The organism is Sphaerisporangium album (assembly GCF_003323745.1).
GTDB classification, from domain to species: Bacteria; Actinomycetota; Actinomycetes; order Streptosporangiales; family Streptosporangiaceae; genus Sphaerisporangium; species Sphaerisporangium album.
Genome location: NZ_QOIL01000013.1, coordinates 106,794 through 128,635 on the forward strand (window position 1 = coordinate 106,794; position 21,842 = coordinate 128,635).

Genomic DNA, 21,842 nt, shown 5'->3' on the forward strand with positions numbered 1-21,842 from the left:
TCTGGGCACGCGGAACGGGATTCACAGCACCTGCCTTCGGGGTCGTGGGACGTGAGGAAGGGCACGGCGAACGCCGGTGGTGCGGTGCGGTGCGGTGGGACGGGCTCGCGGGCGTGGGGGAGTCCGGGACAGCCATCCGAGTGGCTTACACGCTTTGTTGTACTGCGTCGATTCATCACCGTAACTAGTCGGCTACGCTACGTTCTGCTAACCGTCGCCCCTTTCATGAGGCGAGGACGGGCCGCATGACCCGTCCTCGGCGAACGAAAATGCTCACCCGCGGGCGGCCGAAAGCGTCCGACGCGGAGGGACGCCCGCGCCGCCGTTCACCACGACCACCGGGCACCGGGCGTGGCGCAGGCAGGCCAGCAGCAGCGGGCCGAGATGCGCCTCGGCGCCGGGAGCCGACGACCCCAGGACGAGCAGGTCGGCGGCCTCGGTATGGCGCAGCAGGTCCTTGACCGGGCTTTCCAGGCTCGTGTACCGGCGGACGGCGAGGTCCGGATACTCCTCCTCGACGACCGAGATCGCCCGGTCCAGCGCCGCGCGCTCGCTCAGGCGCCGCCGCTCGGCCTCGGCTCGCCGGAAGACCGGCGCGTACGGCGCGGGGCTCGGCGTGTCCGAGGCGTGGACGACCACCAGGTCCGCCCCCCGCCGGTTCGCCTCCGCGGCGGCCCAGCCCAGGGCGACACGGGACTCCGACCGGTGGTCCATTCCGACGACGATCCGCTCTGTGCTCATCTCCGCGCTCATCTCCGCCTTCTCCGCTCGTCACGGCGCCACGCGCCTCCGCCGGGCCACCGGCGAGGTCCTGTTCTCGGTGTCCGGGCCCCCTTGGGTGCCTACCCGAGCCGGCCGCGTTCGTTCCTCGTCCACCCCATCCTGAATCGCGGACGGTCCGATCGTCGCCCGACGGGGTTCCGGTCAGGAAGCGAGCGGGGAAAGCTCAGGTGTTCTTCGTCAGTCGTTCACCTGGACGCGGTCGTGTCGCGGGTGGCCCGCGTCCGCCCGTACCCTTCGGAGTGCCGCGCGGGATACGCACGGCCGCCGTGCGAGAGGAGATCGAAGGCGTTGTCGGAGAAGCCGTCCAGCGGGACCTCCTCGGGGGCGCCGGCGAAGGGCACGCGGCCGGGCGCCGGCCGTCCCGGCCTGCGGGCCGACTGCGGAAGCTGTTTCGCGCTGTGCTGCGTCGCGCTGCCCTTCTCGGCCTCGGCGGACTTCGCCATCGACAAGGAGGCCGGGCGGCCCTGCCCCAACCTGGGCGCGGACCTCCGCTGCGGCATCCACGCGCGCCTGCGTAACGAGGGCTTCGCCGGCTGCACGGTCTACGACTGCTTCGGCGCGGGTCAGAAGGTCTCCCAGGTCACCTTCGGCGGACGGGACTGGCGGGGCGACCCACAAAGCGCGAAGCGGATGTTCGCGGTCTTCCCGGTCATGCGGCAGCTCCACGAACTGCTCTGGTACCTCGACGACGCGTTGTCGCTGCCACGGGCCCGTCCCCTCCACGACGAGATCCGCGCCGCGTTCGCCGCGATCGAGCGCCTCACCCTGGGCGACCCCGGCGCCCTCGTGCGGCTGGACGTGGGGGCGCACCGGCGTGAGGCCGGCGACCTGCTGGCGCGCGTGAGCGAGCTGGTCCGCGCGGGAACCCGGAAGCCCGACCGCAGGGGAGCCGACCTCATCGGCGCCCGCCTGGCAAAGGCCGGCCTGCGGGGGGCGAGCCTGCGCGGGGCCCGCCTGATCGGCGCCGACCTCAAGGGGGCGGACCTGAGGTCGGCGGACCTGCTCGGCGCGGACCTGCGCGGCGCGGACCTCGGCGGCGCCGACCTCACCGGGGCCTTCTTCCTCACCCAGGCCCAGCTCGACGCGGCCAAGGGCGACGCCGCCACCAGGCTGCCGCCGTCCTTCACCCGCCCGGCGCACTGGCGCGCCGCGCCGGGCCGCTGACGGGACGTGACCATGGCCGGACGCCGGACCCGCTCAGCGGCCGGCGAGGCGGTCAGCGGTGCGGGACCCGCCGCGGCGCGAACCGCGGGTCGAACTTCTCGGCGGGCGGGCGGAAGAGCCGCGCCGTACGCCGTACGGCCGCGCCCGTCCGATGACGAGCGCGGCCGCAGGTTCTCGGGACCGCCGGGGAGCGCCTGGGCGCCGCGAACGCGGCCTCAGCGCGTCTCGACCCGGATGTCGACGATCGTGTGCGGAGGGATGCGGGTGTAGGAGGTCTCCCCGGCGGGGACCCACGGGCCGTAGACCGGGATGTATCCGACCTCGGCCAGGAAGTGCTTCTCCAGCACCCAGATGCGGTGCTCGCCGGTGCCGCCGGAGCAGTAGCTGCTGGCCCAGCGCTCCACGGTGTCGAGCTGGTAGCTGCACCCGGTCGGGGCGGCGTAGGCGCCGGACGCGGTCGCGGTGACCAGCCCGGCGGTCGCCAGGACGGTGGCGCAGGCGGTCGCGGCCCATCTCTTCGCGTTCATGCATGACTCCTGGGGGTGTCGGCGGTGTCGTGCGTGTCGTCCGCCGTGGAGCTCAGAGCCGCGGCGGCGAGGTCTGTGCGGCAGGCCAGCGCTTTTTGGGATAGGAAAGTTTCTTAAAAGAAAGATAGTGTGGGCTCGCGGGGGCCGTCAATATCCCCCCGCGGCCCCCCGATGTCCATTTCCGGACACCCGGGAGACCCGGAAAAACCTACGCCCATATATCCATCTTTAGCCTGATATTTCCGGGCAAACGTCGCGCAGCCGGGCCGCCCGGCCGGGCCAATTTGACGCCGGACCGGCGCGACCGCACATGCTGGAGACATGTCCCTCCATGCCCCGGGCGCGAGCAGCGACCCCGACAAGAACCCCCACCCCGTCGAGACCCTCATCAAGCGCCTCGACGTCCTCGACGAACTGCCCTCGGCGGTCGAGGTGCGCCGGCGCTCGTACGAGCTTCTGGGCCTCGCCCCGGGCTCCCGCGTGGTCGACGTCGGCTGCGGGCCCGGACGGGCGGTGGCCGAGATGACCGAAGCCGGCCTCAAGGCGATCGGAGTCGACGTGAGCGAGCGGATGGTGGACGTCGCCCGGTGGCGCCGCCCGGACGTCGACGTCCGCCTCGGTGACGCCTGCGACCTCCCGCTCGGCGACGGGGAGGTGGCCGGGTACCGGGCCGAGAAGGTGTTCCACGAGCTGGCCGACCCGGCGCGGGCGCTCCGCGAGGCCGCGCGCGTGCTCGCGCCCGGCGGGCGCATCGTCCTGGTCGGCCAGGACTGGGACACCTTCGTCATCGACTCCGACGAGCCCGCGCTCACCCGCGTCATCGTCCACACCAGGGCCGACGCGGTGACCAGCCCGCGCGCCGCCCGTGCCTACCGCAACCTGCTGCTCGACGCGGGATTCACGTCACCCTCGGTGGAGGTGCGCACCGCCGTGTTCACCGACGGGCTGATGCTGCCGATGCTGTCCGGCATCGCCGCGCACGCCCGCGAGACCGGCGCGATCGGCGAGGAGGAGGCCGGGCGCTGGATCGCCGAGCAGGAGGCACGTGGCAGGGCCGGGCGGATGTTCCTCGCCCTGCCGCTGTTCCTGGCCTCGGCGCGCCGGCCCTGAACGCCCGCGCGCACGGTGCCCCCGGCGCCTTCGGCCACACGCGCGGTCCCACGTGTGGCCGTCACGTCCAGCGCAGCGCGTCGAGGTTGACGACGATCGCCTCCTGGGTGCTGCGGGCGATCACGACCACCGCCTCGGCCTCCGGGTCCGGGTTCTCCTCGCGGTGCGGCACGAACGGCGGCACGAAGATGTAGTCCCCGGGCTTGGCGTCGATGCGCACCTCGCGTGGCTCGTCGCCCTCCACGTCGAGGAACACGAACGACGGGTTGCCGCTGACCACGTAGATCGCCGTCTCGGAGTCGCCGTGGTGGTGGTTGGCCGAGACGGTCGCGGGCGCGACGTGCGTCTGCCCCATCCACAGCCGCTCCGCCCCGACGCTCGCCCCGCTGACGGCCGCGCGCCGCCGCATGCCGCCGGTCTGCGCGGTCTCGGAAGTGAGGCCCGAGGGGGCGATGTGGTGGAGCCGGCGATGGAACGGGTCGCCGGGGATGTCGCTCGCCGTCATGCTTCAGCCTCGTCTCGGGTGCGGTGATCGGACGGCGACCATCATGGCGCATCGGCGGCCGCGGGCCGTGGCGTGTGCGGGGCCGTCAGCGGACGACGCTGTGCTTGTCCTTGGGCAGCGCCTCGACCCACTCCCGGGGCACGTTCAGCGTGTCCGCGCTGACCTGCGGCGGGAGGTTGGCCATCCACTGCATCGCCGAGACGTCCTCGAAGCGCGGGTCACGGAACATCTCCAGGAACACCAGCGGCTCGTTGCCGAGGTTCTCGATGTAGTGGCCGTAGGCGAAGGGCACGTACCCGACATCGCCCGCGTGGAAGTCGAACGTCCGGGCCAGCCCGGATCCCGCGAACACGCCCATGCGCCCGAAACCGGAGATGTAGTACTGCCACTCGTCATTGGTCGGATGCCAGTGCAGCTCACGCAGGCCGCCCGGCTCCAGCTCCACGAGCGCGGCGGAGATCGTGGTGGCCGCGGCGAAGTTCGTGGAGTCGGTGACGCGGACACTGCCGCCCTCGAACCGCACGGGCTCCTGGGCCAGCATCCGGTGCTTGAACGAGCGCGGCACGTCGCCCGTGGGGCTGACGACCTGGTCGGGCTCCAGCGGGGGAGGCACCTGCCCCGGGAAGATGTACTTCTCCTTCTCGGGCAGCATGCCGAGCTGCTCGGGCCGCCAGCCCAAGTTCTTGGCGAGGACGCTCTTCGGCGTGTGCGCGAAGAAGTCGCTGAGCATGAAGGTCGAGTTCTCCGAGAAGTTCCCGTCGTCGAAGACCAGCAGGAACTCCACGCCCTCCTCCAGCGCCTGGATGTAGTGGGGAATCCCCTTGGGGAAGAACCACAGGTCGCCCCGGCGCACGTCGTCCAGGAAATTGCGTCCCTCCTGGTCGACCGCGCCGATGCGGCAGCTCCCCTCCAGGACGTAGGCCCACTCCGCCTCCTTGTGCCAGTGCAGCTCGCGGTAGGCGCCGGGGTTGAGGTGCATGTCCACCCCGGCCAGCGTGGTGGCGACCGGCAGCTCCCTGGCGGTCACCTCCCGCGTCCAGCCGCCGTCCTCGATGCGGGTGTGCGCCATGGAGAAGGGGAATTTCATGTTCGGCAGCGTGCCGTGGTCGGTCTCGGGCGGGGTGAGCAGGTCGGGATTCTGGCGGTCCAGCTCGATGTTCCTCGGCCCGGTGTCGATTCCGCCCTTTCCGTCGCGCTGCGGCTGGGGAATGGCCTGGGACGCCGAACGGTCCATGGCATTGTCCTTCCTATGTGTACGGCCCTATGTGTACGGCGGGCGGGCGCGAATTCCGCCGCGTCCGGGAAATGATTCACGACAGCATGGTGAACGGCAGGACGCAGCCGAGCAGGGCGACGACGGCCCCGGCGGCGCCCGCGACGCGGGTGGTGAGCGGCGCGTTGACGAGCGGCCCCATCACCGACCGGTCACGGCAGAACAGCACCAGCAGGAACAGCGCGACCGGCACCCCGAGCGAGATGACCACCTGGCTGACGATGAGCAGGCCGGTCAGCGAGACGCCGAGCAGCAGGGCGGCCACCGCCGGGATCATCGTGACGAGCCTTCGCAGGTGGACCGGCACCCGCCGGCCGAGGAAGCCGTGCATGACGACGTCTCCGGCGAGCGTGCCGACCCCGGCGGAGGACACCCCCGAGGAGAGCAGGGCGACGGCGAACGCCAGGGCCGCGCCGCCCCCGATCCGGCTCGCCAGCTCCGCGTGCGCCTCCAGCAGGTCGCCCGCCCAGGCGCCGCCCGTCGCGGCGCCGAGGCCCGCGCCGAGCGCGACCATGGAGATGTTGACGACGGTGGCGACGCCGAGGGCGAGCGCGCAGTCCAGGCGCAGCGCCCGGCGGATGAGCGCGGGCTGCCGCCAGGCGATGTCGGCCGAGCCGCCGTGTCCCGGCGCCAGCGCGGAGTGCAGGTAGACGGCGTGGGGCATGACCGTGGCGCCGACGATTCCCATGGCCAGGACCAGCGAGGACTGCCCGTGCAGCGCGGGGACGAGCCCCGCGGCCAGTCCGGACGCGGACTGGTGCCCGGTGACCAGGATGTCGTATCCGACCCCCGTGCCCACCAGCAGCAGCGCGGCGGCGCTCATGAGCTCGAACGGGCGCGTACGGCCCCGCCGCCGAAGTTCGAGCAGCAGCATGGACGCCAGCGCGGTCAGCGCGGCCGACAGGGCGACGGGCACGCCGAACAGCAGGCGCATCCCGATCGCGGCGCCGACGAACTCCGCCAGGTCGGTGGCCAGCACCACCACCTCGGCCTGGAGCCACAGCAGCCGGGCGCCCCAGCGCGGGAAGCGCTCCCGGCACAGCCGGGGCAGGCTCTTGCCGGTGGCCATGCCGAGCTTGGCGGCCTGGAACTGGACGAGCATCGCCACGAGGCTGGCCGCGACGACCACCCACACGAGCAGGTAGCCGAAGGTCGCGCCGGCGGTGAGGTTGGTGGCGACGTTCCCGGGGTCGACGTAGGCGATCGCGGCCACGAACGCCGGTCCGATGATCTGGCCGGCACGTGAGACGCCGGGTGCCGGGCGCGCGGCGCGGGCCTTCCTCCCGGCCGGCCGGAGTGGATCTGTCGTTCTGCTGGGGATCGTCACGGTTTGCCTCATATCGCTTTGCATGCGTGGCTCGCGATTTCCGCGGCACATCTCGACGATGTCAACGCGAACGAGGAATACCCGCACACGGCATGCGCGATACGCGGGAGATCCCACAATAATGCAAATGAAGGACGGTGCCCGGGAAAAAGGTCCGAATCAGCGCATCCTAAAGCGGAGTAAATTCGCTTAATCCCGCCGATGTGGAATTCGCCGGACGAGTCCGGATTCACATCGCTATTCCGGCCGAAGGCGGGGCAGGTGGATGGTGGCCTTGAGGCCGCCGGAAGGGGCGCGGGTCAGGGCGATGCGCCCGGAGTGGGCCTCCACGATGCCCTGGGCGATCATCAGTCCCAGGCCGGACCGGGGCGAGTAGGGAGAGTCGGATCCGCGCAGGAGCTCCCGGGCGCGGGCGGGCGCGATGCCCGGCCCGTGGTCCTCCACCTCGACGACCGCGGCCGAGGCGTCCTGCCTCACCCGGAGGGCGATCGGGGCCCGGCCGTGCCGTATCGCGTTCTCCACGAGGCAGTCGAGCGCGGTCTCCATCCGCTCCTCGTCGCCCGCGACCGGCGTCGGGGCCGACTCGACGCGGATCGTCCCGTCCACCACGGGGGCCCACCGCCGGGCGACCCTCTGCACCAGGGCTCCGAGGTCGAGGACCAGGGCGCCGTCCCGGGCGTCCTGGTGCGCCCAGGCCAGCGCGGCCAGGCGCCCGGTGATGCGGGACAGCTTGCCGAGCTCGTCCACGACGACGCTCACGTCGGACGCCTGTCCGGGATCGGAGCTGTCGAGCTGGAGCATCTCGGCGTAGCCCCGGGCGACGGTGATCGGCGTGCGCAGCTCGTGGGTCGCGATCCGGACGAACCTCTCGGTCATCTCGTGCGCCACGCGCTCGCGCGAGGCGGCCAGCCGCGCCTCCGCCACCGCCGCCGTGCGCCGGCGCACGTGCCAGACCATCACGAGGAAGAGCAGGCACATGAGCGGGATCTCGGCCGTCTCCTCGAACGCGATCACCTTGGAGTGGGCGTGCTGCCAGAGGGGCGCGCCGGTGGCCACGGCCACGCCCAGGCACACCGCGAGGGTGGCGGGCACCGGCCACGGCCGCACGCCGTACACGAGGGCGAGCGAGATCCAGACGAGGTGGAACGGGATGGTCTCGGCTCCGGGCACCACCCACATGAGCGCCGAGTTCCCGATGGCGAACACCGCCCACAGCGGGACCGCCCAGCGCTCAGCCGGTGACAAAGCTGTAGCCCACGTTGCGGATCGTCTCGATGGAGTCGGCGCCGAGCTTGGTGCGCAGTCGCCGCACGTACACATCGACCACGTTGCTGGCCGCGTCGAAGGCGTGCCCCCACACGTCGGTGAGCAACTCCTCGCGCCCGCACACCTGGTCGGCGCGCCGCATGAGATGGCTGAGCAGCACGAACTCCCGCTGGGTGAGCTGGACGCTTCGGCCGTCCAGGTCCGCCGTGCGGCGGTGCAGGTCGAGCGCCACGTGCCCGGCGCGGATCCAGCGCCGGGACGGCGGCCGCGCCGGCTCCGCCGCCCTGATGCGCACCCGGGCCACCAGTTCGGCCAGCGCGAACGGCTTGGACAGGTAGTCGACGGCCCCGGAGGCGAAGCACTCGACCTTGGCCGCGACGTCCCCGATGGCGGACAGGACGAGCACGCGCTGGCCGGGACGTCGTTCGAGCATCTGGCGCAGCACGTCGATGCCGCTGAGCTGGGGGAGCATCAGGTCGAGGACGACCAGCGCGAACTCCTCCGTGTCGGCGAGGCGCAGTGCCTGCTCACCGGTGCCCACCCATTGGACGACGTGACCGTCGCGTTCCAGGGCACGCGAGACGAACCGGCAGATCCTCGGTTCGTCGTCCACGACCATGATCCGGGGCATGAGGGCGCTCCACGCGGCTAAGCGGCGCCCCACCCGACGACGCCCATCTGTGCCTACCTCTCGTGTGTACCTGCCGAGATCACGACCGGCAAGCGCCCCGCTATGCCGGAAATGGACATCGTGTGATGATCTGCGGCGATGTGACGCCGATCTGACAGTCACATGACGGACTCGTCATCTACGGCGTCCGCCGGGCGCGGCTCGCGCACCGTTGCCGGGACGGATCACGGCAGGAAGGGCAGCCATGCGCGCTCGTCGTATGCTCACCGCTCTCACGCTGTTGACGGCGGCGCTGACGGCCTTGGCGACGGGCATCGTGCCCGCCACCGTGGTGACGGCCCAGGGCCAGGCCGGCGCGGAGGTGAGGCTCCGCGTCGTGTCGGCGCGTACCGGGGATCCGGTCACGTCGTACAAGTTCCTCGTCACCAAGGACGACACGGGCGACCCCGCGCACCCGCGCGACGCCGCGTGCCTGCCGGGGAGCGGCGCCCCGGAGACGTCCTATCCCAAGACCTGCGACTGGCCTTCCACGCACACCTTCACCGGCGGCGCCGGCGGGGCGGGCAACCTGGTCACCCAGGGCACCGAGGCGGAGTTCTCGGAGACCACGGGGCTGAACCTGCCCGAGGGCAAGTACATGGTCTCGGTGGTCGCCGACGGCTTCAAGATCGACGGCGGGTGGGTCACCGTCCCCTCGCCCGAGCGGGGCCCACTGACGGTGCGGCTCCAGCCCGACCCCCTGCCTCTGGCGCAGATCAGGGTCACGGTGTTCGAGGACAACGCCACCAACGGCCAGTTCGACCCCGCGGTCGAGCACGGCCTGGAAGGCTGGGTCGCGCACATCTCCGACGTGGTCGGCGAGGTCACCACCGACTGGTACGGCAACCCGCTGTGCACGCGGTACGACGCCGCCCACGAGCCGATCGAGGGCACGGGCGGCGAGTGCGTCAGCGACGCGAGCGGCGCCATCGTGATCCCGAACCTGGGCTCCAACCGCTACAGCCTTCAGGTGGTCCCGCCGGACGGCCAGGAGTGGATCCAGACCTCCTCCCTCGAAGGCGGCCACGACTGGGACACGTGGGTGGAGGAGGGGCACAAGGGCTTCGACACCGAGCTGATCGTCAACGGCGCGCCGATCCCCGAGGCCCAGTTCGGCTACGTCAAGCCCACCTCCCTGGACTCCGCCCACTCGGGAAACGCCACGGTCAAGGGCCGTGTCGTCAGCGTGAAGTCCTACCTCCCGCCCGCCGGTGGCGACACCGTGGAGGGGCCCGTCGCCAAGCCGTGGATCGCCGTCACCGACCTGCTCGACAACGACACGCTGGTGTACGCCGCCCCCGGCAACGCCGACGGCACCTTCTCGGTGCCGGACCTCAAGCCGGGCGACTACCAGGTCGCCTACTGGGACTACGACCAGAACCTGCTGCTCCAGCTGATCAACGTCACGGTCGCGGACGGGCAGACGGCCGACCTCGGCGACCTGACGCTGTCGCACTGGTTCAGCCAGTTGCATGGCTCGGTGTTCCTGGACACCGACAAGGACGGCAGGCGCGACCCCGGGGAGCCGGGGCTGCGCTCGCAGCCGGTGGTGCTCAAGTCACGGGACAACTCGGTCGTCGACGCGGGCAGCAAGTCCGCCACGACCGACGTCCAGGGGAACTGGACGCTGCGGCAGGTCTACCCGTACGGCTACTGGACCGTGCTCGAGGTCTACAACGACCGCTTCTACACCACCGGCTTCACCTACCAGACCGACAACCAGCCGGACGAGACGACGGTCCTCGGCAGCGGGGTCGACGTCGCGACGCTCAACCAGGACGGCCTCAACACGCGCGTCGACATCGGCGTGCAGCCGTACGCCCGCGGCACCAACGGTGGCATCGTCGGCACGGCGGTCTACAACCTGACCCGCAACGAGCTCGACCCCCGCCTGGCGGCGACCGAGGACTACGAGCCCGGCGTCCCCGGCCTCACCGTGGACCTGTACGCCCCCGTGACCGGCCCCGACGGCGAGTACGTCACCGAGGCCGACGGGTCGTACAAGCTGGGCCGCAAGCTGAACACCTACCTCACCGAGACCTTCGAACGCCCCACCGACTGCCAGGCGCGCGACGCCGGCGGTTCGCCGCTGAACCTGCGGTTCGCGCCCCCGGCGTCCGGCGGCTACGAGTGCGTCGAGTCGCCGCTGATGGGCAACCAGGTGCAGAGGGGCTTCTCCACGGTCAACGGCAACTACGGCTTCACGACCGTGTGGCGGTACGGCCCCGACGGCGAGGTGGTCAAGGACGCCGACGGCGACGCGGTCGAGGACCCCATGCCCAAGGGCGACTACCTCGTCAAGGTCGTGATCCCCGAGGACGCCTTCGGCAGGCCGAAGTACACGGTGACGCGGGAGGAGGACGTCAACGTCTTCGACGGGGACGACTACCAGCCGCAGGTGCCCCCGCCGCCGTGCGCGGGCGCCCTGCACACCGTGGACGTCAAGGGGATCGCCCCCGACGGGCCGGACGCCGTGGACAATCCGACCTTCGCGGACGCGGGCGGCAGCCCGTACGAGGGCGAGCAGCGGCCGCTGTGCGACGTCAAGCTCGTCACCGTCAACGACCAGCGGTCCATCGCGCCGCCGTTCCACCTGTTCACCGACGTGCCGCAGCCGGGCAGGCTGTTCGGCGCGGTCGTCGAGGACCTGGCGCTCGGCACCGACCCCAACGAGTTCTACTACGGCGAGAAGGCCGGCCTCCCCAACGTCCCCGTCGGCATCTACGACTTCACCGGCCGGCTGGTCCACACGATCACCAGCGACCCCAACGGCTTCTTCGAGGTGCTGCTGCCCTCCACGAAGACGATGAACTGCCCGCTCCCCGCGGGCCCCTGCCCGAACGTCTACCGCCTGGTCGGCAACGACCCGGGGGCGCCGGGCCATCCGAACCCGAACTACAACCCCGCCTACCGCACGCTCGCCTCCCAGTGGCAGATCTGGCCGGGCCTCACCCTGCTCGCCGACGTGGCGCTGTTGCCGACGACCCCGGCCATGGAGTTCCCCGGCTCGCAGACCCCGCACCCGCCGAGGTGCCTGCTCCCCGACGGGACCCCGGAACTGTTCGCGGTGTCGAGGCCCTACGTGAACGGCACCGGTTCGTTCACCATCTCCGGGCAGGGCTTCGGCGCCACCACGGGCAAGGTCCTCCTCGACGGCACGCAGCTCCCGGCGACCGGCTGGACCGACCGGGCGATCACGGCGACCGTGCCGCTGCTGACGCCGCCGGGGCCGCACCGCCTGCGCATCGTGCGGTCCGACGGCAGGGAGGCGCGCAACACGCTCACCTTCCACGTCCTCGGCGGGACCTACACGCCGGCCGTGATCGAGGTCGGCCCCGGGAAGGCGCACGCGAAGATCCAGGACGGCCTGGAGGCCGCCGCCGGGGTGCCCCGCGCGCTCGTGGTCGTCTACCCCGGCACGCCGTCCCCGTTCGCCCCGCTCGGTGACTACTTCGAGAGCGTCGTCGTCCACTCGCCCGTGAAGCTCCAGGGCGTCGGACCCGGCGGCGTCCGCGCGGACGGCAGCTCGGTGCCCGGCTCGATCATCAACGGCCTCGGGTTCTCGGCCGAAGGCGCGGCGCGGTGGAGCACCCTGGTCGAGGGGATCAAGGCGTCGCCCGGCTGGAGCGGCAACCAGCAGATCTCCGAGGGACAGGTCGTCTACGTCGTCGCCAGGGACGGGACGTTCACCCCGCAGTACAAGGCCGGGATCGACGGCTTCACGATCCAGGGCGGAGACGAGTTCGGCCTGGAGGGCACGTTCGTCACGCCCTTCTACCCGGTCCAGGGCGGCGGCGTCTACGTCAACGGCTACGCCCGCGACCTGCAGATCACCAACAACGTGATCAGGAGCAACGGCGGCGCGTACGGCGGCGGCATCCGGCTCGGCACCCCGGACATCGGCAGCAACCACAACGACCGCGTCCACGTCGGCTACAACCGGATCCTGCACAACGGCGGCTCCAACCTGGCGGGCGGCGTCGCGGTGTTCAACGGCGCCGACGGCTACGAGATCGACCACAACGAGATCTGCGGCAACTTCTCCGCCGAGTACGGCGGCGGCATCACCCACTACGGCCTGTCGGGCGCGTCGGGCGGCCCCAACTCGATCCACCACAACCTGATCTGGGCGAACGGCTCCTACGACGAGGGCGGCGGGGTCATGTTGGCCGGTGAGGCGCCGCCCGCGGTGCCCGGCGGCCCGCCCTCGCCCGGGTCCGGCCCGGTCGCCGTCCACGCCAACATCATCCAGTCCAACCTGGCCTCCGACGACGGCGGCGGCGTCCGCCTGCTCCAGGCGGGGAACTGGCCGATCGACATCTACAACGACATGATCGTCAACAATGTCTCCGCCCACGAGGGCGGCGGTATCGCCATCGACGACGCCACCCGCGTGCGCGTCTACAACACCACCGTCATGAAGAACATCACCACCGCGACCGCCGCGACCGGCAACGGCGACCCGGCCCCCGCGGGCCTGTCCACGGCGGCCAACAGCGCGCCGCTCCAGGCGACGCTGCCCCCGGGGTCGCCCACGTTCAGCGACCCGCTGCTGTTCAACGACGTCTTCCACGACAACAGGGCGGGCGCGTGGGACGGTACGAACGCCCGGCTCACCGGCCTCGGGCAGCCCGGAGACGCCACGCCCGTGAACGTGTGGGACCTCGGCGCGGCGGACCTCAGCGGCAGGCTCTCTCCGACCAACACCTTACTCACCAAGGACCATCCGGCCTATGTCAACGCGGCGCCGTCCAACGTGGTGGGCAGGGACCCGAAGGTGCTGCGGCCCTACGACACGGTCGTGCAGGCCCTGGCCTGGCGCGGCGCGCCGCAGTTCGTCCAGAGCGTCATCATCTCGATGGACCAGCCCGCCCAGCTCGCAGGGGACTACCACCTGCAGCCGAGGGCGAACGGATCGCCCGCGCTGGACGTGGGGGCCATCGGCAAGGCGGGCGTCCTCGCGCCGCTCGTCGACATCGACGACCAGCTCCGGCAACTGCTCCGGTACGACCTCGGCGCCGACGAGGAGCGGTCGGACGCGCCGCTGCCCCTGATGACCGGCCTGACGGCCCTGCCCGGCGCGGTGAGGGCGGGGACCAAGGTCGCGCTAGGCGCGCTCACGAGCCACACGCTCACCGGAAGTTCCCCCATCGCGGCGGCGGAGTGGTTCACCGGCGCCGACCCCGGGGCGGGCCGCGGCACGGCGATGCGCGCCGTGGACGGCAGGTTCGACGCCGCCACCGAACTGGTCAGCGCCTCGGTGGACACCACCGGCTGGCCGAAGGGCCCGCGGACGGTGTCCGCGCGCGCCAGGGACGGCAACGGTAACTGGACCCTGCTCAAGACCACGACCATCACGATCAGGTAGGACGGGATGAGCGGAAACCAGATCAGCCGGCGCGGCCTGCTGCGGGCCGCCACCACGGCGGCCGCCGGCGCCGCCACGGGCGGATGGCTGCTGCGCGACGCGACGGCGGGCGCGGCCGCCGTCCGGGGGACGGCCCTGCCCCCGACCGTCCACCTCGCCGCGACCGACGGGTGGATCTCCCTGCCCGGGCAGGTGGCGGGCGTCCACCCCGACCCGATGGCCCCGGCGCCGTTCACCACGTGGGGCTTCGGGTTCCGCGACGTGACCACGCTCACCGCGACCCAGGTGAAGGCGCAGAAGGGCAGGTTCCAGGCGCCCGCGCCGATGTGGTGGGTGGACGAGCTGCAGGACACGCGCGTGCAGCTCACCAACCTCGGCATGGTCGTCAGGCCCGACCTGAGCGACTCGCACACCGTTCACTGGCACGGCTTCCGGAACGCCGTCCCGCTGTTCGACGGGGTGCCGGAGCTGTCCGTCGCGGTGCCGATCGGCCGGGCGTTCACCTACTTCTACCGGCCGCGCGACCCGGGCACGTACATGTACCACTGCCACTTCGAGGACGTCGAGCACGTCTCGATGGGCATGACCGGCATCGTCTTCGTGCGCCCGCGCCAGAACGCGGGCGCGCCGGGGATCCCGCCCGGCAAGTACGTCTACAACGACGGCGACCGGTCGACCGCCTACGACCGCGAGTGGGGCATGTTCCTGTCCGAGGCCTGGACGCGGGAGCGCTTCGAGGGCGCGCACATCCAGGAGCACGACTGGAGCGAGTACGACGCCGACGTGTGGATGCTCAACGGCCGTTCGTACCCGGACACGCTCGCTCCCGGCGGGGGAGGTACCGGGGCCGGCGGGGACCTCATCGCTCCCGCCGGATATCCGAAGCTGAAATATCAGCCCATCTCATCTCTTGTCCGCTGCATGTCCGGCGAGAAGGTCCTGCTGCGCCTGGTCAACCTCGGGTTCCAGCAGCACACGATGACGCTCGCCGGCATCCCGATGCGCGTGGTGGGCAGGGACGCCACCCTGTCGCGCGGCCGCGACGGCACCGACCGGTCCTTCCTCACCAACGCCGTCCACATCGGCCCGGGCGAGAGCGTCGACGCGATCTTCACGGCCCCGGCCGTGAGCGCCCCGGCCGTCCACCTGCTCTACAACCGCGCGTACGCCACGCTCGGCAATCCGGGCGTCGCCGGGCTCGGAGGCCAGGTGACCGAGGTGCGCGTGCTGCCCGCGGGAAGCGGCCTGCCGCCGCAGACCGCGCCCAACACCTGAACGGCGGAGGACCTCATGCTCGTACGCAAGGCACTGCGCGCGGTCACGGCCGCCGCGGCGCTCGTGCTCCTGCCGGCCCCGCAGGCGCACGCCGCACCGCCCGAATCGGGTGTCTCCTGCACGACCGGCCCGTCCTTCGACCTGGCCGCCGCCGACGGCGCCGCCGGGTTCCCGGACGGCAACACGGTCCACATGTGGAGCTACACCGTCGACGGGAACGCGTTCCAGCTCCCCGGGCCGGTGCTGTGCGTCACCGAGGGCGACGTCGTCACCGTCACCCTCCGCAACACCCTCCCCGAGCCCGTCTCGCTGTTCGTCCCGGGAATGACCGGCGTGACCGCCGACGGGTCGCCCGCGCAGCCGCAGTTCACCGGCGGCACGCTCACCTCGCTCGTGCAGGCCGCGCCGCCCGGCGGCACCGTGACCTACCGGTTCACGGCCTCGGCCCCCGGCACCTACCTGTACGCCAGCGGCACCGACCCCGCCAAACAGGTGCAGATGGGCCTCTACGGCGCGCTGATCGTGCGCCCGGCGGGCCACCCCGACCGCGCGTACGGCACGGACGCGAGCCGCTTCAACCCGGCGGCCGAGTACATCTCGCTGCTGTCGGAGGTCGACCCCGACCTGCACGCCGCGGTCGAGAACGGCAGGCCCTACGACGTGACCAAGCTCCACCCGCGGTACTGGCTGATCAACGGCCGGAGCTTCCCCGACACGATCGCGCCCAACGGGGCCGGGTGGCTGCCGAGCCAGCCCTACGGGTCGCTGATCCACATCCGGCCGAAGGACCCGGTGACCAACCCGCACCCGGCGCTCGTGCGCTACCTCAACGCCGGAGACCGCATCCACCCCTTCCACCCCCACGGCAACCACGGCCGGGTGATCGGACGGGACGCCCACACGCTCGTGGACGGCGCCGACCTGTCGGCCGAGAACTTCCTCGCCGACATCGGGCCCGGCCAGACCTGGGACGTCACCTACGACTGGACCGACGTGGAGAAATGGCGGCCCGGCACCAACCCGATCCCGGTGCCGCTGCCCCAGCAGCAGAACCTCGTCTACAAGGACGACGCCACCTGGTACGGCGGCAGCCCGTACCTCGGCGTCACCGACGGCCTGCCCGTCGGCGTCACGTCCTACAACGAGTGCGGCGAGTACTACCAGATGTGGCACAGCCACGCGCTCAACGAGGCCGCCAACTACGAGGCGGGCTTCGGCGGCATGATGACGCTCGAGCGCGTCGACCCCCCGGGAGGGTGTTCCTGATGCGCGCGCCCCACGCGTCCGCCCGCCGATTCGCCCTCGCCTGCGGTGCCCTCACGACGGCCACCGTCCTCCTGACCCAGCCCCCCGCCACGGCCCAGCCGTCCCTCACCACCCGGTCGTCCGCCACGGCCAAGTCGGCGGTGACCGCCCTACCGGCCGCGACCGCCGGGTCCGGCGCCGCGGCCGAGCGCACCCGCGCTTCCACGGCCGCCGCCCTGCCGTCCTCGCCGTGCACGCCGAACGCGGGCGTGCGCGCATGCGAGCTCTGGGCCAAGACGGGCACGCTCGCGCTGCCCGGCGGGGTCACCGTGCCGATCTGGGGCTACGCGGCCGCCGCCGGCGACCCGCCGTCGCTGCCGGGGCCGCTGCTGCTGGCCACCGCGGGCGAGACCGTGCGGGTCACGGTGCACAACATGCTCGGCGAGGCGACGAGCCTCGGCCTGCCCGAACAGGACGTGCCCCCCGACACGACGGGCGCCGCCCCCGGGGCGTCGAGGACCTACGAGTTCACGGCGACCCGGCCCGGGACGTTCCGGTACGAGGCCGGGCTGACCGGCGGCGGGCCCCGGCAGGTCGCCATGGGCCTGGCCGGCGCGCTCGTCGTCCGGCCGGCCTCCGGAGGCGGCGCCTACGGCACGCCCACGACGGCCTTCGACGACGAGGCGCTGGTGGTGCTGCAGGGGATCGACCCGGCGTTCAACGCCGCGCCGTCCACCTACCCCATGTCCCGCTACCGTCCCCGGTACTGGCTCATCAACGGGGCGGCGTACCCGGACACGGCGCCGATCCCCACCGCCCAGGGGCACCGGCTGCTCCTGCGGTACGTCAACGCGGGACTCGAAGACCACCCGATGTCGCTGGCAGGGGCGTACCAGAGCGTCGTCGGCGCGGACGGCCGGGAGGCCGGGCATCCGTACACGGTGTTGTCGGAGACCGTGATCGCGGGCGGGACGATGGACGCCGTCGTCGCCGTCCCCCCGGGGGCGCCGCCGCTCATCCCGCTCTTCGAGGCCGCCCGCCACATCGACAACGCCGGCCACGTCACCGCCGGGACCGTCGACCTCGGCGGCATGCTCACCTTCATCGCGGTGACCCCATGACCGACCCGCCCCACGACGAGCCCACGACCGATTCACCTGACCACGGGCTCGCGAACGGCTCGGCCGGCGACGGGGTCGTGGCCGGTTCACCTCACGAAGGGTTCGTGGCCGGTTCGGCTCACGAGGGGACTGCGACCGCCTCCCCCCAGGACCGGACCGTCACCGGCTCACCCCACCACGGGACCGCGACGGGGTCGCCTCGCCGTCGGATCGTGGCATGGTGGCTGACGGCCGGGGCGGTGGCGGCCGTGGCGGCGCTGGTCGTCGTGCTCGCCCTGCCCCACGGCGGCGGGACCGCGCGGGCCGGGATGCCCGCCGCCCCCGACGTCGAGCAGCGGTACGGCGTGCGCTTCACGATGGTCGGCGTGACGGCCGACCACGGCCTGCTCGACGTGCGGTTCATCGTCCTGGACCCGGACCGGGCGGCGGCCATGCTCTCCGACGCGCGACGGCTGCCGCGCGTCATCGTGGACACCGCGGGCAGGGCCCTTCCGTCGCCCGCGCTCATGCCGATGATCCACGATCCGGTCGCAGGGCGGACGTACTACGTGCTCTACCGCAACTCCGGCGGGGTGATCCGCCGGGGCGACACCGTGACCCTGGCCTTCGACCAGGCGAGCGTGCCCCATGTCCCGGTTCTCTAGGCCCGCGTCGGCCACCCGGCGCGGGCCGGCGGCTGTCTCGCCCAGGGCGGCCATTCCGTCCAAGGTGGCGGGCCTCATGCCCAGAGTGGCCGGCCTCAGGCCCAGAGTGGCGTCCATCCTGCTCAGGCTCGCGGCGGCCACCCTGCTGTGGGTCGTGGTCATGGCCGGGACGGCCTCGGCGCATCCGATCCTGGTCGGTTCCGAGCCGGCCGACGGGCAGGTGCTGTCCAGCGCTCCCGCACGGCTGCGGCTGGAGTTCACCGAACCGGTCCTGCTCTCCTCCGTCCGCCTGTCGTTGCACCCATCGGCCGGCACGGTGCGTTCCCTCACCCCGTCGGCGGAGGCGGCGGGCCGCGTGGTGGCCTCGCTCCCTCCACTGGCCGAGGACATCTACGCGGTCCGCTGGGCGGCGACGTCCAGCGAGGACGGCCACCGCCTCGGCGGAAGCCTCGTGTTCGGCGTCCGGCGCGCGGTGACCGCGGCGGGGCAGGCGGTCCGCGAGGGCCCGCGACCCTGGGACTCCGTGCTCGCCGCGATCCGCACCGTCGGCCTCTCGACGGCCGTTGGCGGCTTCCTCACGGCGGCGCTCCTCGTGCCGCTCGCACGCCGCCGTCACCCCGTCGGCCCGTGGGCGCGCGTCACCCGGCACGCCCTGCGTGCCGGGTCGGCGGGGACCGGTGCGGCACTCGCGGCGGTGACCGTCGTCGCCGCCCAGTCCGTCTGGCTGATCATCGACACGGCCCACGGCCGCCGGATGATCGAACAACTCGTGCTCCTGCTCGCCGCGTTCTTCCTCGCACGCCGCGCGACGATGCGGGACGACCGCCCAGCCGCGCTCGGGGCCGTGTGCGCCGGGCTCGCGGTCGTGGTGGGGGCGCTCGACGGGCACGCCGCCGCGGCGGGGGAGGCGTTGCCCGCCGCCGTGCACGCGCTCGGCGCCGCCGTCTGGATCGGCGGGGTGATCGCGCTCGCGGTCGCCGGCCTGCCGATGCTCGCCGACCGTGCCCAGCGCGCGGCCGTCCGCGCCCTGCTCCGCGGGTTCGCGTGGCCCGCCGCGGCGGCCGTCGTGGCCCTCGGCGTGACCGGGCCGCTGCTCGCCGGAGGTCAGATCGCCACACCGTACGCCGGCCTGGTCACCCCCTACGGGCTCATCCTCGCGATCAAGCTGGTGTTCCTGCTCGGGGTGGCGGCCGTCGCGATCCGCGTCGCGCGGGGCCGGACGGGAGGCAGGCTGCTGGTCGTGGAGGCGGTGCTGCTCGCCGAGGTCGCCTGCTGCGCGGCGGTGCTGACCGTCACGCCGCCCGCCAGAGGGCCGGGCCTGGACCCGGTGCCCGCCGCCGCGCCGCTCCAGCGCAGCGTGAGGCTGGACGACCTGGTGCTGGCCGTCTCGGTCCGGCCGGGCACGCCGGGCAGGAACCTCGTCACCGTCGACGTGTACGACACGCGCCGCCCGGCGCCCGGACGCCTGAGCGCGGTGCGGCTCGGCGTGGGGAACGCCCCGCTGGCGGCCGTGGCGGTGGCCGAGCGGCGGTGGGAGGCCGTCGCCGACCTTCCCCCGGCGGGACAGGTGCCCGTCCAGGTCGGCGTCCAGCGGGACGGCCTTCCGGACGCGGGGGTGAGGCTGGACTGGGCCGTCCGGGGAGACGCTCCCCGGGGCTTCCTGGCCGAGCGGTCCCTGGCGTCCGTCACCGGCGTCATGGCGTGGACGATCGCCGCCCTCGGAGCGGTGGCGGCGGCCGTGGCCCTCCTGAGCTCTGTGAGGAGGCGCCGAGAAGAGGGCTCTGTGCCGAAGCGCCGTGAAGACGGCTCTGTGAGGGTGGGCCGTGAAGACGGCTCTGTGAGGGTGGGCCGTGAAGACGGCTCTGTGAGAAGGAAGCGCCGCCATGACGATCCGAGCCCTCGCCCTGATATTGCTGGTGAGCCTGACGACCGTGCCCACGTATCCCGCGAGCGTGCCGGAGCCTGAGCGGACCGCCGTCGTCGTCTACCTCAAGGACCGGGCGGACCTCGGCCGTCTGCCGCCGGAGGCCCTGCCCGCGCACCGGCGCAGGGTCGTGGAGGAGCTTCGCCGGGTCGCGGACCGCGCTCAGGCGCCGCTGCTGCGCGCCATCGAGGCCGAACGGCGACGGGGCGCCGTCACCGGCGTTCACCGGCTCTGGAACGTCAACGCGATCGCGCTGACGGCGACACCGGACTTCGCCGCGTCGATGGCCCGGCGTCCGGAGGTGGCGTCCGTGGTCCCCGACACCACCGCTTTCGCCCTCGCGACGGGCACCGGCCGGGTGACGGGGGCCACCGCCACGACCGCACCCCACGCCGCGGCCATGGTCGCCGCCGCCTCGCAGGGCGTCGTTCCCCGGACGGGCACTCGCGAGATCGGCGCGCGACTGGCGGGGGTCGAGGCGAACCTGGCGCAGTCGGGTGCGCCCTCGCTCTGGTCGCTCGGGCTTCTCGGCGAGGGGGTCGTCGTGGCGAGCGTCGACACCGGGGCGGACGTGACGCATCCCGACCTGGCGCCCCGGTGGCGGGGCGGTCCGGGCTCGTGGTTCGACCCGTACGGCGAGCACGCGACGCCCTTCGACGCCTCCGGGCACGGCACCTGGACCATGGGCGTCATGGTCGGCGGCGACGCGGGCGGCACGGCCATCGGCGTCGCGCCCGGCGCCCGGTGGATCGCGGCCAAGGCCTTCGACGACGGCGGCGTCGCGACGACCTCCGGGCTGCACGCGATCTTCCAGTGGCTGCTCGACCCCGACGGCGACCCGGCCACCGACGACGCCCCTGACGTGGTCAACAACTCCTGGACCTTCGCCGCCAAGGGGTGCAACCTGGCCTTCGAGCCCGACCTGGCCGCGTTGCGGGCGATCGGCGTGCTACCGGTCTTCGCGGCGGGCAACGGCGGGCCGTACGCGAGCAGTTCCTACAGCCCGTCCAACAACCCGTCCGCGTTCTCCGCCGGGGTGGTGAACGGCTCCGACGTGATCCTCTCCATGTCCAGCAGGGGCCCGTCGGCGTGCGGCGGGCGTACGGGCGTGTTCCCGGACGTGGTCGCACCCGGCAAGGACACCTGGACCAGCGACCTGTACGGCATGTGGACCAGCGCGACGGGCACGTCGATGGCCGCGCCGCACGTCAGCGGTCTGCTGGCGCTGGTGCTATCCGGCCGGCCGGGACTGACGGCGGCCCAGCAGGCGGCGGCGGTCACCACGGGCGCCCGCGACCTCGGCGTCCCCGGCCCCGACAACACCTACGGCAAGGGCCGCCTCGACGCCCTCGCGACATGGAACGCCCTGCCCTGACCGGACCCCTGACTGACCGGCCCTGATCGACCGGCCATGACCGGACCGCCGTCACCGGACGGGCCTGACCTGCGGCCGTTCCTGCGGGCACGGCGCCTTCAGGGCGCGCTGTGGATGCTCGCCAAGCTGCGGGACTTCCCCGGCGAGTCCGCCCGCGTGGAGGCCGCCCTCGCCGAATGGCGCGAGGGCAGGAACGACTGACCGCGCCGGGGCCGTGTGCGGGCGGCTCCGCGGTTCCCTGGGGGGCCGCGGAGCCGTCCGCTAC

Annotated in this window: 17 protein-coding genes; 10 read left to right on the forward strand and 7 right to left on the reverse strand. The window is 72.7% G+C overall.

Annotated elements, in window-relative coordinates:
* Positions 1–273: 273 nt before the first annotated feature.
* Positions 274–741 (reverse strand): universal stress protein, encoded by a 468-nt coding sequence (locus DQ384_RS22955; protein ID WP_181871351.1) that lies wholly within the window; start codon positions 739–741, stop codon positions 274–276.
* A 408-nt stretch (positions 742–1,149) separates the two neighbouring features.
* Here DQ384_RS22955 and DQ384_RS22960 point away from each other — a divergent pair, with 408 nt between their 5' ends.
* The gene (locus DQ384_RS22960; RefSeq protein ID WP_220183092.1) at positions 1,150–1,947 is read left to right on the forward strand and encodes a pentapeptide repeat-containing protein; all 798 of its coding nucleotides are present in this window, start codon (positions 1,150–1,152) and stop codon (positions 1,945–1,947) included.
* Between the two features lie 215 nt (positions 1,948–2,162).
* On the opposite strand, the gene DQ384_RS22965 is transcribed toward DQ384_RS22960, so the two are convergent.
* Positions 2,163–2,474, reverse strand: a complete 312-nt coding sequence (locus DQ384_RS22965; protein WP_114030941.1) for a hypothetical protein — start codon at positions 2,472–2,474, stop codon at positions 2,163–2,165.
* 321 nt (positions 2,475–2,795) lie between these two features.
* Here DQ384_RS22965 and DQ384_RS22970 point away from each other — a divergent pair, with 321 nt between their 5' ends.
* Positions 2,796–3,584, forward strand: a complete 789-nt coding sequence (locus tag DQ384_RS22970; protein ID WP_114030942.1) for a methyltransferase domain-containing protein — start codon at positions 2,796–2,798, stop codon at positions 3,582–3,584.
* 61 nt (positions 3,585–3,645) lie between these two features.
* Here the strand turns inward: DQ384_RS22970 and DQ384_RS22975 are convergent, their stop codons facing one another.
* The 5 genes from DQ384_RS22975 to DQ384_RS22995 form a co-directional block, all read right to left on the reverse strand.
* Positions 3,646–4,089 (reverse strand): cupin domain-containing protein, encoded by a 444-nt coding sequence (locus tag DQ384_RS22975; protein ID WP_114030943.1) that lies wholly within the window; start codon positions 4,087–4,089, stop codon positions 3,646–3,648.
* Between the two features lie 85 nt (positions 4,090–4,174).
* Complete coding sequence (locus tag DQ384_RS22980) at positions 4,175–5,323, reverse strand: oxalate decarboxylase family bicupin (RefSeq protein ID WP_114030944.1); 1,149 nt, start codon at positions 5,321–5,323, stop codon at positions 4,175–4,177.
* Positions 5,324–5,399: 76 nt separating this feature from the next.
* A complete protein-coding gene (locus DQ384_RS22985; protein ID WP_220183076.1) occupies positions 5,400–6,689 on the reverse strand; it encodes an Nramp family divalent metal transporter in 1,290 nt (429 codons plus the stop codon).
* Between the two features lie 237 nt (positions 6,690–6,926).
* The gene (locus DQ384_RS22990) at positions 6,927–7,934 is read right to left on the reverse strand and encodes a sensor histidine kinase (RefSeq protein ID WP_181871352.1); all 1,008 of its coding nucleotides are present in this window, start codon (positions 7,932–7,934) and stop codon (positions 6,927–6,929) included.
* The gene (locus tag DQ384_RS22995) at positions 7,921–8,586 is read right to left on the reverse strand and encodes a response regulator transcription factor (RefSeq protein WP_114030947.1); all 666 of its coding nucleotides are present in this window, start codon (positions 8,584–8,586) and stop codon (positions 7,921–7,923) included. Before DQ384_RS22995 ends, DQ384_RS22990 begins: the two co-directional genes overlap by 14 nt.
* A 244-nt stretch (positions 8,587–8,830) precedes the next feature.
* Here DQ384_RS22995 and DQ384_RS23000 point away from each other — a divergent pair, with 244 nt between their 5' ends.
* From DQ384_RS23000 to DQ384_RS41425, 8 genes are all read left to right on the forward strand, one after another.
* Positions 8,831–13,993 carry an IPT/TIG domain-containing protein gene (locus tag DQ384_RS23000; protein WP_114030948.1) on the forward strand — a complete coding sequence of 1,721 codons (5,163 nt, stop codon included), beginning with the start codon at positions 8,831–8,833 and terminating at the stop codon, positions 13,991–13,993.
* A 6-nt stretch (positions 13,994–13,999) separates the two neighbouring features.
* Positions 14,000–15,268, forward strand: a complete 1,269-nt coding sequence (locus tag DQ384_RS23005) for a multicopper oxidase domain-containing protein (protein WP_114030949.1) — start codon at positions 14,000–14,002, stop codon at positions 15,266–15,268.
* Positions 15,269–15,283: 15 nt separating this feature from the next.
* A complete protein-coding gene (locus DQ384_RS23010) occupies positions 15,284–16,534 on the forward strand; it encodes a multicopper oxidase domain-containing protein (RefSeq protein ID WP_114030950.1) in 1,251 nt (416 codons plus the stop codon).
* Positions 16,534–17,634, forward strand: coding sequence for a multicopper oxidase domain-containing protein (locus DQ384_RS23015; protein WP_147268868.1), 1,101 nt, complete (start codon positions 16,534–16,536; stop codon positions 17,632–17,634). The genes DQ384_RS23010 and DQ384_RS23015 overlap by 1 nt, the downstream gene beginning before the upstream one ends.
* Positions 17,635–17,846: 212 nt before the next feature.
* The gene (locus tag DQ384_RS23020; protein WP_147268869.1) at positions 17,847–18,278 is read left to right on the forward strand and encodes a hypothetical protein; all 432 of its coding nucleotides are present in this window, start codon (positions 17,847–17,849) and stop codon (positions 18,276–18,278) included.
* Positions 18,279–18,354: 76 nt separating this feature from the next.
* Positions 18,355–20,244 carry a copper resistance CopC/CopD family protein gene (locus DQ384_RS41420; RefSeq protein WP_181871353.1) on the forward strand — a complete coding sequence of 630 codons (1,890 nt, stop codon included), beginning with the start codon at positions 18,355–18,357 and terminating at the stop codon, positions 20,242–20,244.
* On the forward strand, positions 20,162–21,577 hold the full coding sequence (locus DQ384_RS23040) for a S8 family serine peptidase (RefSeq protein WP_114030953.1): 1,416 nt from the start codon (positions 20,162–20,164) through the stop codon (positions 21,575–21,577). Before DQ384_RS41420 ends, DQ384_RS23040 begins: the two co-directional genes overlap by 83 nt.
* Positions 21,578–21,613: 36 nt before the next feature.
* Positions 21,614–21,778 carry a hypothetical protein gene (locus tag DQ384_RS41425; protein ID WP_181871354.1) on the forward strand — a complete coding sequence of 55 codons (165 nt, stop codon included), beginning with the start codon at positions 21,614–21,616 and terminating at the stop codon, positions 21,776–21,778.
* Positions 21,779–21,842: the final 64 nt, after the last annotated feature.

Coding starts and splice junctions, on each gene's coding strand:
- DQ384_RS22955 (WP_181871351.1), bottom strand. CDS start 741: ATGAGCACAGAGCGGATCGTCGTCGGAATGGACCACCGGTCGGAGTCC.
- DQ384_RS23010 (WP_114030950.1), top strand. CDS start 15,284: ATGCTCGTACGCAAGGCACTGCGCGCGGTCACGGCCGCCGCGGCGCTC.
- DQ384_RS23040 (WP_114030953.1), top strand. CDS start 20,162: ATGACGATCCGAGCCCTCGCCCTGATATTGCTGGTGAGCCTGACGACC.
- DQ384_RS41420 (WP_181871353.1), top strand. CDS start 18,355: ATGCCCAGAGTGGCCGGCCTCAGGCCCAGAGTGGCGTCCATCCTGCTC.
- DQ384_RS23005 (WP_114030949.1), top strand. CDS start 14,000: ATGAGCGGAAACCAGATCAGCCGGCGCGGCCTGCTGCGGGCCGCCACC.
- DQ384_RS22965 (WP_114030941.1), bottom strand. CDS start 2,474: ATGAACGCGAAGAGATGGGCCGCGACCGCCTGCGCCACCGTCCTGGCG.
- DQ384_RS22970 (WP_114030942.1), top strand. CDS start 2,796: ATGTCCCTCCATGCCCCGGGCGCGAGCAGCGACCCCGACAAGAACCCC.
- DQ384_RS23000 (WP_114030948.1), top strand. CDS start 8,831: ATGCGCGCTCGTCGTATGCTCACCGCTCTCACGCTGTTGACGGCGGCG.
- DQ384_RS22975 (WP_114030943.1), bottom strand. CDS start 4,089: ATGACGGCGAGCGACATCCCCGGCGACCCGTTCCATCGCCGGCTCCAC.
- DQ384_RS22980 (WP_114030944.1), bottom strand. CDS start 5,323: ATGGACCGTTCGGCGTCCCAGGCCATTCCCCAGCCGCAGCGCGACGGA.
- DQ384_RS23015 (WP_147268868.1), top strand. CDS start 16,534: ATGCGCGCGCCCCACGCGTCCGCCCGCCGATTCGCCCTCGCCTGCGGT.
- DQ384_RS41425 (WP_181871354.1), top strand. CDS start 21,614: ATGACCGGACCGCCGTCACCGGACGGGCCTGACCTGCGGCCGTTCCTG.
- DQ384_RS22995 (WP_114030947.1), bottom strand. CDS start 8,586: ATGCCCCGGATCATGGTCGTGGACGACGAACCGAGGATCTGCCGGTTC.